We start from the raw sequence: 13,504 nt of genomic DNA on the forward strand, positions 1-13,504 counted from the left end.
ATCGAGGTTTTTCTTTTAGCCGCGATAATAACGCTGAGGTACAAATGGCATTTTCTCGATTGTCATCGGTAGTTTCTTACCACGAACATCGGCAAACAATTCTGTGCCAATAGCCGACAGATCAGCGCGAACATAAGCCATGGACACTGGCTTGCCAGCATTCGGACCTGCTGTACCACTGGTTACAACACCTACTTTGTTGCCGTCAGCGTCAAATAACTCCGTACCCTCACGAACGGGGGCTTTAGTTTGACCAACCAAACCAACACGTTTGCGTGAGACATCTTTGGTTTCAATCTGCTTGAGGATAATGTCCGCTCCAGGGAACCCACCAACGCGCTCACCATCTGCTCGGCGAACTTTCTGAATACCCCACAAGAGGCTTGCTTCAACAGGCGTTGTGGTCGTATCTAAATCATGTCCATACAGACATAGACCACATTCAAGACGCAATGAATCTCGCGCACCAAGACCAATCCACTCTACTTCTTCTTCTGTAGTGAGCTTGGTTGCCAGCTCTTGGGCATGAGTATTCGGCACAGAAATCTCATAGCCATCTTCACCTGTATAGCCACTGCGACTCACGATGCACTCAACACCAAGAATTTCGAGCTTTTTGACATCCATGAATAGCATATCAGCAACCTCAAAGTTGAAACGCTTTAGCACCTCAACCGCTTTTGGACCTTGCAGTGCCAATAGAGCACGATCATCAATCTCTTCAAGCTCAACACCAGTCGGTAAATGAGCGTTTAGATGCGCGATATCTTGTTCTTTACAAGCGGCATTGACAACAACAAATAGGTGATCGCCTAGGTTTGCTACCATAAGATCGTCCATAATGCCGCCTTGCTCATTAGTAAAGAAAGCGTAACGTTGATTACCTTGCGGCAAGTCGATAATATCAACCGGAACTAAAGACTCAAGAAAAGCCGCAGCACCCTCTCCGTGCAGTCTAAGCTGGCCCATATGAGAAACATCAAAAAGCCCAGCCGCATCGCGAGTATGCAGGTGTTCTTTTTTCACACCGAGTGCGTATTGAACTGGCATATCATAGCCGGCGAAAGGAACCATTTTCGCACCCGCTTCAACATGAAGGGAATGAAGGGGTGTTTTAAGTAGATCTTGAGTCATTGTTGTCTCCATTTAATCAGGTCCGTTTTCCATTCAAGGAAACCTTGTTTCCAATAATAAACACGAGTTGGACTTTTTTGCACTCTTAACGAGATAGCAAGCATTCAAAATGTGACATTTAACATCATCTTCACATTTCCTAAGGGCAAAAGAAAACGCCACCTCAGACGAGATGGCGCTATTCTACCGACAAAAAAACAAAAAGCAAACGTTTGCCTTCACTATAGGAAATATAACAAATGCATCATTATTTTGCGGTCACCCACAAGATATTGGCGTCTTCTTCACTAGTTGAAATCAGCATATGGCCCATAGTGGCATCGTAATACACACTGTCACCTTCACCCAATTCTACCGGTTCATAAAACTCTGAATAAAAGAGCACAGACCCAGACAAAATCAGCAAAAATTCCTCACCATCATGACGAACCCAATCACCATATTCTTCAAAGTTTCTCGCATGAATTCGACTCTTAAATGGCATCATTTTCTTGTTCGACAACTGGGTTGCCAATAGCTCATGCTCATAGGTGGGCGTTGGGTGAGGTTTACCCAGCCCTGTCTTAGTAATATCTCTGCGTGCCGTTGCCACCTTTTTTCTTGGTGGTTCAAAGAGTTGAGGCATATCTATTTGCAAACCAAGCGCCAGCTTTTGCATCGCTTGGAATGTTGGGGAAATCTGTTCATTTTCTATTTTGCTCAGGGTTGAACGAGCCAGCCCTGTACGCTGACTTGCCTCTTCTAGAGTGATCCCTAACTTACTTCGAATGTCCTTAATTCTCTGACCTAATTTTAGAGGCTCAATATTTTGATCACCCTCTTTTGCCAGAGTCAAAGATGGGTACTCGTCATAGATATCTTCAGGCATGTATCCCTCTTTATTGAATGTCCATTTCACCTTGGTTTTTATTGTGCACTAAGCCTATCGGATAAAAAAGATAACTGAGACAAATAAACCGTGCTCTCTGTAACATTTTCAGAAACCATGTTTCCAATAGGAAATTTTTAGTTGATTATAGCCCCAACAAGAGCTATGTTACCAACTTGTTAGTTGTAGAGATGCGATTTCCGAACTGACTGATAATGTGATTTAGCAGTGAGATTCGGTTTTTCCCCGCGATGAAAACATCATTTGGGGTATGGAATTCACCCTGTCTTTGTAATGAAGGCAGTAAACAGAAAGAGGACTAACGAGAGCAATAATCCTATTAATAATCTCGTTAGCACGAATGGAAGGTCATCTACCATGAACAACAGTTACCAAAATCACAGCCTAGAGAATTTTTTCTCTACCAACCTTGCTGCTACCGATGATGCGGTTTTTGCTGGAATCCAAGCGGAAAGTACTCGTCAGAACGAACAAATTGAGCTGATTGCCTCTGAAAACATTGTATCCAAAGCCGTGATGCAAGCTCAGGGCACATGTTTAACCAACAAATACGCAGAAGGTTACCCCGGTCGTCGTTACTATGGCGGTTGTGAACATGTTGATACCGTAGAAGCCATCGCAATTGAGCGTGCGAAGCAGCTTTTTAAGTGCGAACACGCAAACGTTCAACCTCACTCTGGCGCTCAAGCAAATGGCGCAGTTAAGCTGGCTCTACTGCAACCTGGCGATACAATATTAGGTATGTCGTTAGATGCGGGCGGCCACTTAACTCACGGTGCTCGTCCTGCTCTTTCTGGTAAATGGTTTAACGCTGTTCAATATGGTGTTGACCGTGAGACACTCGAAATCAACTATGACGACGTGCGCGAGCTTGCACTTGAGCACAAACCAAAAATGATCATCGCTGGTGGTAGTGCTATTCCACGTACTATCGACTTTGCAAAATTTCGCGAAATTGCCGATGAAGTCAACGCCATTCTCATGGTGGATATGGCGCACATCGCAGGCCTAATTGCCACAGGCGCACACCCTAGTCCGCTACCGCATGCACACGTAGTAACAACCACAACACACAAAACTCTGCGTGGCCCACGCGGCGGCATGATCTTGACTAACCATGAAGACATCATCAAAAAGATCAATTCTGCTGTCTTTCCTGGTCTTCAAGGTGGCCCATTAATGCACGTTATCGCCGCTAAAGCCGTAGCATTTGGTGAAGCGCTTGGCCCTGAGTTTTCAAGTTACATTGATTCTGTAATCAATAACGCTAAGGTATTGGCAGAAGTGCTGCAAACTCGCGGCTGTGACATTGTCACAGGTGGTACAGATACACATTTAATGCTGGTTGATCTTCGTCCTAAAGGGTTGAAAGGCAACAAAGCAGAAGAAGCGTTAGAGCGTGCAGGGATCACATGTAATAAAAATGGTATTCCATTCGATTCTGAGAAGCCTATGATTACATCGGGTATACGTTTAGGTACGCCTGCGGGGACAAGCCGCGGCTTTGGCGCTGAAGAATTCAAACTCATTGGTAATTGGATTGGCGACGTACTGGATGGGCTAGTAGAAAACCCTGAAGGTGACTCAGTAGTGGAACAACGCGTTCGCAAAGAAGTGAAAGCATTGTGTAACCGCTTCCCTCTTTACCAGTAAGCAAATTTAAACAAAGTTATTTTTTGGAGACTAAGCAATGGACAAAACACTGAAGTTTGCAGACAGCCACGAGTGGGTGCGTGACAACGGTGACGGCACAGCAACTATCGGTATTTCTGAACATGCACAAGAAATGCTAGGTGACGTCGTTTTCGTTGACCTTCCTGAAGTAGAAGCTGAAATCGACGCCGGTGATAGTTTCTCTTTGGTTGAATCTGTGAAAGCAGCTTCAGACATCTACGCCCCAATTACAGGCGAAGTCGTTGCAATTAACGAAGAGCTCGAAGATAGCCCTGAGCTTATCAACGAAGAGCCCTATGAAGGCGGCTGGATTGTCAAAGTGAAAATGTCAGATGCTTCTGAGCTCGACAATCTTAAAGATGCAGAAGAGTACCTAAACTCAATCGAAGACGAGTAATAGGCAAATGTGTAAAGCTGTCCCAGTTAAGGGGGCAGCTTTTTTTCAAAGTTCGGACGTATAATTATTTATATCAGTAGTGATATCCAATACCCGAATGATGGAGTAGGTAAAGGACAATGACTGAATTACTTCAAAGCCTTAGCACCCAAAATGAGTTCGTTGCTCGCCACAACGGCCCTAACAAACAAGACCAACAAAAAATGTTGGATGTCATCAAAGCAGCTAGCCTTGATGCCTTAATCGACGAAACTGTACCTGCGCAAATCCGCGTTGAGAAGCCAATGGCTCTAGCCGAGGCTATGAGCGAAGCAGACATGCTGAGCGCCATGCGTGAATTTGCTGACAAAAACCAAGTCAAGCGCACCTTTATTGGCCAAGGTTACTACAACACGTTCACGCCTAATGTCATCTTGCGTAACGTACTGGAAAACCCAGGCTGGTACACGGCATACACGCCATACCAACCAGAGATCTCACAAGGCCGCCTAGAATCACTGCTCAATTTCCAACAAATGGTCATGGATCTCACAGGTATGGACATTGCGAACGCATCGCTGCTTGATGAAGCAACCGCAGCAGCTGAAGCCATGACACTGTGTAAGCGTGCAGGAAAGAGCAAAAGCAACGTTTTCTTTGTTGCAGACGATGTTCACCCACAAACGCTGGAAGTGATTAAAACCCGTGCAAAATACATTGGTTTTGACGTATTGGTCGGTTCACTAGACTCGCTGGCAGAACAAGATGTATTTGGCGCGCTAGTCCAGTACCCGAATACGACAGGTGAAATTCGTGACATCACAGACATCATCGCCAAAGCTCAAGCTAACAAAATTTTGGTTGCCGTGGCAACTGACCTTCTTGCTTCTGCGCTTTTAAAACCAGCAGGTGAAATGGGCGCTGACGTGGTAATTGGTTCAACTCAACGTTTCGGCGTACCTATGGGTTACGGCGGTCCACACGCTGCCTTTATGGCAACACGTGAGAAGCACAAGCGTACCATTCCTGGCCGTGTTATTGGTGTGTCTATCGACAGCACGGGTAAACAAGCACTGCGCATGGCAATGCAAACTCGTGAGCAGCATATTCGCCGCGAAAAAGCGACATCTAATATCTGTACCGCGCAAGCACTGCTGGCCAACATGGCTTCTTTCTACGCCGTATTCCACGGTGCAGAAGGTCTACGTACTATCGCCCGTCGCACTCACCACATGACGGCTATTTTAGCCGCGGGTCTGACTAAATCTGGCTTCGAACTGGCTCATAATAGCTTCTTCGATACTATCACCATCAATACTGCCGCTAATACAGATGAAGTGTATGCTAAAGCGCAAGCCGCAGGTATCAACCTTCGCCTACTTAAAGGCCAGTTAGGTGTGAGCTTGGATGAAACTACTACAACGGAAGATATCCAAGCCTTGTTCTCGGTATTTGGCGTTAAAGAAGATGTGAATGCGCTATCAACTGAGATAGCATCAAACGAATTTGCTGCCATCCCAGAAGCACTGCGCCGAACATCTAAATACTTGACTCATCCTGTGTTCAACACGCATCACAGCGAAACACAAATGATGCGCTACCTTAAGCAGCTAGAGAACAAAGATTTTTCTTTGACTCACGGCATGATCCCGCTGGGTAGCTGTACCATGAAGCTCAACGCCGTAGCTGAAATGATCCCTGTGACTTGGCCTGAGTTTGGTTCAATTCACCCCTATGCACCACTAGAGCAAGCTGCGGGTTACACAGCCCTTGCCGAAGATCTTAAGCAGAAGCTGTGTGAAATCACAGGCTATGATGCATTCTCTTTGCAGCCAAACTCAGGTGCTTCGGGCGAATACGCTGGCCTCATCGCTATTCAGCGCTACCACGAAAGTCGCGGAGAAGGACACCGTAACGTTTGTTTGATCCCAAGCTCAGCACACGGCACAAACCCTGCGACCGCTTCTATGGTGTCGATGAAGGTTGAGGTCGTAAAATGTGATGAAGACGGTAACATCGATGTGACCGATCTTGCGGCTAAGATCGAAAAGCACAAAGATAACCTGTCTAGCATTATGATCACCTACCCTTCTACGCACGGCGTGTACGAAGAGCAAGTGAAAGAAGTGTGTGAGATGGTTCATGCCGCTGGCGGTCAAGTTTACCTTGATGGCGCGAACATGAATGCTCAGGTTGGTTTGACATCACCAGGTTTTATCGGCTCTGACGTTTCTCACTTAAACCTGCACAAAACTTTCTGTATTCCGCACGGTGGTGGTGGTCCAGGTATGGGGCCAATTGGTGTTAAATCGCACCTGGCACCTTTCCTACCGGGTCATATTGAAAACGGTGTTGAAGGTGACGATCTTGCGGTTGCTGCAGCCGATCTCGGCAGCGCTTCTATCTTGCCTATTTCTTGGGCTTACATCGCCATGATGGGCGAAGCTGGCTTAACAGAAGCTACCAAAGTCGCTATCTTAAATGCTAACTACATGATGGAGCGCCTACGTCCTCATTATCCGGTGCTTTACCGTGGTACTAATGGTCGTGTGGCTCACGAATGTATTATCGACATTCGTCCATTAAAAGAAGAGACAGGCATTAGCGAGGAAGACATCGCTAAACGTCTTATGGACTATGGTTTCCATGCACCAACTATGTCGTTCCCTGTAGCTGGTACACTCATGGTTGAGCCAACTGAGTCGGAAGACTTAGAAGAGATCGATCGCTTCTGCGAGGCGATGATCGCCATCCGTGAAGAAATGACCAAGGTGAAAAACGGTGAATGGCCACTAGAGAACAACCCGCTAGTCAACGCACCTCACACACAAGCAGATTTGTCTGCTGACGAGTGGGATCGTCCATACTCGCGTGAACTCGGCTGTTTCCCGTCACAGGCAACTAAACAGTGGAAATACTGGCCAACGGTTAACCGCGTCGACAACGTCTACGGCGACCGTAACCTAATCTGCTCTTGCCCAAGTATTGATAACTACGAAGAGTAAACTTCACTAGTTATCACAGATAACCAAGTTGGAAACTGTGATAACCGAGTTGAAAACCGATAACTAAGTTGGAAACTAACTTGAAAACAAAAGGCGAACCATTTGGTTCGCCTTTTCTACATGGGCAGTTTTATCACACGCTAACGTTAAACACAGTGTCGGTCTATTGAGCTGGAACAGGGTTTATCAGTCCCCTTGTTCGCCATCTATTGCCATTGACGAAGGATTCAAAGTCATACTCATTTGATAAATGTAAATCATCTGCATGATCAGTGACAATAATCTGTGGAGAAAACCCACACTCTTCCTCAATGTTGACGCAGTACTCAGCTAATTGTGTAAAGAGGTTTTCGACTGCTTTTATATCTTCATCAACTACTCTCTCACTTGCGTGACTACTTCTCAGCTTGGCTTCTTCTTCTTTTTGCTCCTTAAACGTTTCTGAATTGTCACGTTTAAAATTAGGAAAGTAAACTTGGGTAGGTTGATCCAAAAATAGTACTGAAGGAATTGAACACTTACTTCCAAGCTCTGCAAAATATTTGTGTAACGCTAAAAAAAGAGTCACGTGACTGTATAACCAGTTCGCTCCGCTTCCCATTGATCTCAAGTATATTTTTTCATCTTCTTCAGTTTGGTGGTAAAGGTCAAAAGTTTCGAATGAAAACTTTAGATTGATTGGCATGTAGCTATTTTCAAATTCGAACTTGCTCCCTATATCAGCCATATAGGCATTTACCTTGGCAGCAGCTTTCTCTAGGCCCTGTTTAACATTATACTTAAGGAGCTTTCTATTCGTATCTTTTAACTTACCCTCAAGCTCTGTTAACATTTTATTCAATGCAATATCGTCAGATAAATTGAGAGTATCCAATAACATAAACAGCTTTGCTTTTTCGATCAGTACTGCTTCATACAGCGTCTTTCTTTTGGCTAGTTTTTCTTCCGATTTTTCGATAACAAGAATATGTTGGTTTATTCTTGTTATTGAGTTATTTACACTTTGTATGTCACGTTCAACTTCCAAAAGAGTAGATTTAAATTTCGCTTTCATTGGCTTAGCTGAAGCAATGTTGCCCGATACCTTATGTATCGCATTTTGTAGCCTTACTGCACTTTCCGACAGGGCGTCTTTTTCCGTTCGACAGAAAGGACACACTGTCGTCGAAACATGAACCTTATCTGGTGATTTAAGCTCAGTAATACTATTTAAAAATTTAGACTCTTCATTGATATGTTTACGAATCGAACTAGCTTTTCTTTGTAACTTTCTCAACTCAGACGTTTGCGCTGTTAACTCAAACTTCAACTTATTGTATCGCTTCGTCGCTGCATCTGAATTATGTTCAATCTCCTCTGGAACAATAATATCGTCGAGCTGTTCTTTAGCTAATTGAGGGTTACGAAGAGCTTGAGCTAACCCAATAGGAGCCTCTTCAAAGCCCATCATCGAATATAAATGACTTAGTACAGGCTCAACCTTGTCTAAGTATATCTTTGCGGCTCTATTGTCTGCATCTTGCTGTTTCTTCAAACCATTCACTTCACCCGTTAAGCGTTCTTTTTCTTGAGTTAAATGAAAATAATCTTGATCTACTAACCCTAAAAATATTTTAGTATGATCAATAACATGCTCTCTTTTCTCTTTTTCATCAAAGCGATAAAACAGCGCATGCTTATTGGCTACAAGGTTTTGATGCTGCAAAATGAACGAGCTAAAACTTCTAATCGAAGGTGTGGATGCTTTACGGCGTCTGTACATCCTTGCTACCAATGACTCATCAACATCATCTATATCTATAAACAAATCGCGAAGATACTTTTTATACTCTGCCAACGGTCTAAAGTATCTATTTTCAAAGAAATCTTGCTGAATATCCTCAGACGCAAAACGTTCTAAGCTTTTAAAAAATGCCTTGTTGGGCAAGGCAGGATCACGCGCTACAACCAGAACCTGTTCTTCGACATCCAGAACAACATAATAAACTACAGCACTAGCTGTTATTACACCTTTAGGAACTGTATTTTCTGAGCTACCAAAACAGTAATCGAAGATCTCTATAAGAGCACTCTTACCCGTAGAGGACTTACCCGTAACAATATTTAAACCCGACTTGAAGTTTACAGGATGCTTCAAACCACTTTTATCAATAACACCTATTTCACGAATCAATGTTTTCATCGTGGCTTTACTCCTAAAAAGGCGTAAATTTCTGAGACAGTATGCCCTTGAAACAAACGACCTAAGTTATATGCGCTTTTCTGAATAGATAACTTGCTATCATTGACTGTTTTACAATGTAGCATGAGCCTATCTTCCTCAAAGAATATCCAATCATTAACTATGCAAAATTGGAGAGATTGCTCGGTCAAGATTTGAAACTCATCAACTCTCTCTTGTAAATCATATAGTTGACTTCGTTCTTGGAAAATAGACCATATAGAACTTCTTACATTAGCTTTAGCTAACTTAGTAGCGAACAGTGGATGACTACAGATAGGTATGACCAATGGAGCTAGTAACAGGTTTTCTTCCGTCTCATTCAGAATTGAATAAAAAGACGCTAAATACTCACCATATTTAAAAGGATTAAACCTCACTTCATAAAGTGCATTAACGATGCTCGTCATACCTGAATTCTCCAGTGTAGATCGCGCTCCTCATCATCCATCGCATCATGAATGAGGCCATTCTTGTACTCTATTGGGGGAATATCATTCCCAATGTGTAACGGCGTTTCTAACATAGTCTTGTTATACAGTACCTTAGAACCCTTGAGACTATCTGTAGCTTCTAATTGAGCACTGGAATATTGAATCTTATATCTCTTAACTAATTGATTTTGATAATTAGTAGTCTTCTCAAGGTAAAGAGGGAATTCATCGAGTTGCTCCATTAATGAGTTTTGCAATTCAAGCCAATTGCCTAATGCATCTGGTATCATCGCGTAATGCTCTATAGCAGCTATTTTCTCTACAAATAGTTTGCTTTTATGCAATTCAACCTGTTCATCTGTAGCTTCACTTCCTTCAAACTTTGGAAAAGTAAACTCTTTCTTACAATACTGAGATGTTAACTCCTCACATTTAGCTCGAAACTCATTCTCAGGGATATACCATGAAGTGTTATCTGCTTTACCGTAAACAAAGCCAATTAAGCCCTCCAAAAAACTTTTCAAGTTACTCGCAGGAATTCCAACGGGCTTGGAATAAATCTTTTCCTCTAAAAGAAGCAAGTCATCGGCTTCGGTGAAAAGGGTAATTTTTGACAATACCTCTTTTAATCGCTCGGGAGACTCTTCCATCACGGCTTTCTGAATTTTCGCGACACCAGATAGATTTTCAGATTTCAACTCGTCATCATCTCTCTCTGCAAAGATAGAGTTCAGAGTTTTCAGGCGTTCATCGCTCGACTGTTTGTTCCAAGACTTAAATCTACTATTGGAACCAAAAGCCTGAGTGGTGTGTAGCACTAGAGAGTCGTAATCTGTATCACCAAACTCTGGAGCTAGCCAGTTCTTTAGAGTCTTCCAAAAGTTTTCATGATGATCAGTAAGAGGCGATTTGTAGTTCTTAACTTCCAACTGTTCTGAGCATGCGTTATCGGAAGCAGTTAAGCTCACATCACCATCCTTCTCGAACCAAATCGATTGCCCTTCATTGAGGTCAAAACACTTATCGAGACCTATAAGCACTTGATAGTGAAATGCTAATGCTGTGGTCAACGCAGCATTCTTCGTGCTACTGTCACTCATACTATCTCCGTAGCTAGAATAAACAACATCGTAATAATTAAGCATTGGTTGGATTACTATCCAGATTGCATATCCTAGCAACCCAGAAACTAATTGTCATTCTAGCAATGTGGTTATTGTGATGCTTTTGATAACTAAATCAAAGACTAATGAATGTGTTATAACGACCTTTACTTGTATCGAACAGATGAGAACAGTATTTATCTGGCTTCTAATTTAAATCAACACAATCTCGATAGAACGCTCCCTCACTATCCTGAAACAACTTTACCTTCCCCTCATTCGTAACCAAGAAGACAACAACAAGCCCAATAACATTGCTATTGTTCACTAAAGATCTTAACCAAAACGTCTCATTACACTCCAAAGGTGTCAGCGCATCAGCCCATTCAAAGATGACAAGTGTCTTGCGTCTACAACCTTCCAAAGTAGCAACCAATTCTCGGTTCTCTTCTGCTGCGAAAGCAGCTAGGGGAGATTCATAATCATTAAAGTTCAGATTAAAGACATCTATGCCTCGACTCTTAGCTTGGTCTCTACACACATCCAAGTAGCCCTCTGGTGTATGCTCAGTTATCAATGAGCAGATGGTGAGATCTAGTTCCCATGCCATACTGATAAATCTTTCTACGCTAACCATAACTAATTTCCAAGCTCAATACCTCTAAAACTTGAGGCCAACACTAGTAACTTGCTCTATTTTCACTTAGCTTATCATATTGATTTAATGAGCTTTGGTTGGCTCATTGCCTTCAAGTTGACAGGAGTGACGATGCTAGAATATGCGTTACATAGCGATTCAAATACCTTAAGGCATGTTGATTCGGTCGAGAATGGCTTAAAGTGCAATTGCGTATGCTCTGGTTGTGGAGATCGCTTAGTAGCTAAAAACAATGGAACTAGTGGTACAAGACATCATTTTGCACATGATTCGAAAGACGAAAACAGTAACTGCTTAATGACCCAACTCCACTTAATCGCACAACACTTTTTTCTTGAGTCGCAGCCCCTTTATCTTCCGCCAGCATCTTTTGAATACAAAGGACAAACACTGAACCAATGCGAAATATTAGCAAAGGTTCTTGGTGGAAGCCTAGAAGCACGCATAGACCGCTATATCGCAGATGTACTTCTCGAAACAGAACTTGGAGACATAGTGATCGAAGTATTCGTCACACATGAAAATGAAGCTGAAAAAACAACCTACTATCAACAGAATAAAATCCCTTCAATAGAGTTTGATTTGAGTGCCTACCTTAATCGCAACATTGATGAAGCACTCTCAGATCTAAAAGCGAAAAAAGTGCCTTACAAATGGCTTTACGAATGGTGCCGAGAACAACTAATTGATAAGCACGAGCAGTTTCTGGAGCATGAAGCAGAGCGTATCAAGAAAAAACGTCTTCGCAGTGCAAAAGACTCAGCTAGAAAGTTTATTAAAGGTAACTACATTTTGTTACCTAGCTTAACTCAAGAGTTTAAATGCCAGATTGACAGGCACACATATAGCGAAGAGGTCACTATTTATTCTCGCTCTGAACAGCATGTAGACAGCGTTTACCAGGTAAACCAGACTGAGGAATACCTTTTGCTTCAGGCAATACGAGGTGACAACCAAATCTGGATTGCGTTTCTATTAAAGGATTGTTTACCTGCCGATGTCGCTGACCTTAATGGAAGCATTGTTATCCGCACCCCAGCAACATCTGAAAATAATCGGGCTACCTGGAAATGGTTGAAGTACCCAAAATTAATGCCGAAAATTGAAAGGTCTCAACAAAATTTTTTAAAGGAATCGAACAATAAGGCAAAGAAGGCTAGAACAACAAAAGACGCTGTAAGACAAGCTAAAACCAACTCTGAACTTTATCTACTTTCAAAAGATAGCTTGTTCAAAAGAGACTACTCCAGATGGTCGAAATGGATGACACTGAATCAATTATTTCAACCTAGCCCTAGTAGGAAACATCCAAAGTTACCTTATGCTCTTAATTATATACGAAGCTATCCCTGCCTCTGGGCGTTTGACACTTGGCACATTCTAACCTTGAGCCTACTAGCTGAAATAGTCGATAGGAAGCCAAAAGACACTAAAATTTTCTATGACCATCTGTTCAAGGAGTTAGTGGTACTTACAGGACTACACGAGGAGTTTTATGACATTGAGCAGCGCATTGCTCCACATGCTGTTGATGCTGACTCTAAGTCACTTGTAATTCGCTCTGGAATAATCGAAGAAGCTCTTAGACCCTATACCAATGTCGGTGTTATCTATGGATTAGACGGCGGATTTAAGCGCATAGGCTCACTAATGCAAGCTATTCATTTGGACTCTTCATATATGTGAGTCGCTTGTCAGAAAGCTAATAAAGTTCATAGGAAAAAACCGAAACAGCACTAACATCCTGCTTTGGATGGTTTTCGATAAATCGGTGACTTAGAAGCATATAAGAGCTCGATCTCAGCAGAGGCACGACGCGATAAAAGTCATCGCCAAACCCTTTGACTTGGTGATAACACGTTTTTGAGGTGCTCGTCGAGTATTTGTTGAGGGCGACGTCGTTTACCATACAACATCGACACGATAGTTAAGTGGTTAAATCTTTCAGGGATAGTGCAAATTACATAACTTTGATATCATCCTTATATATTCAAGCTATTGCATAACTTG

Annotated in this window: 10 protein-coding genes; 4 read left to right on the forward strand and 6 right to left on the reverse strand. The window is 42.7% G+C overall.

Going from position 1 to position 13,504, the window contains the following annotated elements; translation table 11 throughout:
• Window positions 1–15: 15 nt before the first annotated feature.
• Both gcvT and DPF90_RS09550 read right to left on the reverse strand, forming a co-directional pair.
• A complete protein-coding gene (gcvT, locus tag DPF90_RS09545; RefSeq protein ID WP_114786109.1) occupies window positions 16–1,134 on the reverse strand; it encodes a glycine cleavage system aminomethyltransferase GcvT in 1,119 nt (372 codons plus the stop codon).
• Between the two features lie 247 nt (window positions 1,135–1,381).
• Window positions 1,382–2,002, reverse strand: coding sequence for a helix-turn-helix domain-containing protein (locus tag DPF90_RS09550; RefSeq protein ID WP_114786110.1), 621 nt, complete (start codon window positions 2,000–2,002; stop codon window positions 1,382–1,384).
• A 378-nt stretch (window positions 2,003–2,380) separates the two neighbouring features.
• On the opposite strand from DPF90_RS09550, the gene DPF90_RS09555 reads away from it, so the two are divergent.
• The 3 genes from DPF90_RS09555 (at window position 2,381) to gcvP (ending at window position 7,078) form a co-directional block, all read left to right on the forward strand.
• Window positions 2,381–3,676: a serine hydroxymethyltransferase gene (locus DPF90_RS09555; protein WP_114786111.1), complete on the forward strand. Its 1,296-nt coding sequence runs from the start codon at window positions 2,381–2,383 to the stop codon at window positions 3,674–3,676.
• A 37-nt stretch (window positions 3,677–3,713) separates the two neighbouring features.
• Window positions 3,714–4,094: a glycine cleavage system protein GcvH gene (gene gcvH, locus DPF90_RS09560; protein WP_114786112.1), complete on the forward strand. Its 381-nt coding sequence runs from the start codon at window positions 3,714–3,716 to the stop codon at window positions 4,092–4,094.
• Window positions 4,095–4,213: 119 nt separating this feature from the next.
• The gene (gcvP, locus tag DPF90_RS09565) at window positions 4,214–7,078 is read left to right on the forward strand and encodes an aminomethyl-transferring glycine dehydrogenase (protein ID WP_114786113.1); all 2,865 of its coding nucleotides are present in this window, start codon (window positions 4,214–4,216) and stop codon (window positions 7,076–7,078) included.
• Window positions 7,079–7,241: 163 nt separating this feature from the next.
• Here the strand turns inward: gcvP and DPF90_RS09570 are convergent, their stop codons facing one another.
• From DPF90_RS09570 to DPF90_RS09585, 4 genes are all read right to left on the reverse strand, one after another.
• The gene (locus tag DPF90_RS09570) at window positions 7,242–9,260 is read right to left on the reverse strand and encodes a DUF3732 domain-containing protein (protein ID WP_114786114.1); all 2,019 of its coding nucleotides are present in this window, start codon (window positions 9,258–9,260) and stop codon (window positions 7,242–7,244) included.
• The gene (locus DPF90_RS09575; RefSeq protein WP_114786115.1) at window positions 9,257–9,709 is read right to left on the reverse strand and encodes a three component ABC system middle component; all 453 of its coding nucleotides are present in this window, start codon (window positions 9,707–9,709) and stop codon (window positions 9,257–9,259) included. The genes DPF90_RS09570 and DPF90_RS09575 overlap by 4 nt, the downstream gene beginning before the upstream one ends.
• On the reverse strand, window positions 9,706–10,833 hold the full coding sequence (locus tag DPF90_RS09580; RefSeq protein ID WP_114786116.1) for a hypothetical protein: 1,128 nt from the start codon (window positions 10,831–10,833) through the stop codon (window positions 9,706–9,708). Before DPF90_RS09580 ends, DPF90_RS09575 begins: the two co-directional genes overlap by 4 nt.
• A gap of 211 nt (window positions 10,834–11,044) precedes the next feature.
• A complete protein-coding gene (locus tag DPF90_RS09585; RefSeq protein WP_240314492.1) occupies window positions 11,045–11,473 on the reverse strand; it encodes a hypothetical protein in 429 nt (142 codons plus the stop codon).
• 132 nt (window positions 11,474–11,605) lie between these two features.
• Here DPF90_RS09585 and DPF90_RS09590 point away from each other — a divergent pair, with 132 nt between their 5' ends.
• The gene (locus DPF90_RS09590; RefSeq protein WP_114786117.1) at window positions 11,606–13,180 is read left to right on the forward strand and encodes a hypothetical protein; all 1,575 of its coding nucleotides are present in this window, start codon (window positions 11,606–11,608) and stop codon (window positions 13,178–13,180) included.
• Window positions 13,181–13,504 lie beyond the last annotated feature (324 nt).

Origin of the sequence: Vibrio tetraodonis (genome assembly GCF_003350295.1) — a bacterium.
In the GTDB taxonomy this organism is placed as follows: domain Bacteria; phylum Pseudomonadota; class Gammaproteobacteria; order Enterobacterales; family Vibrionaceae; genus Vibrio; species Vibrio tetraodonis.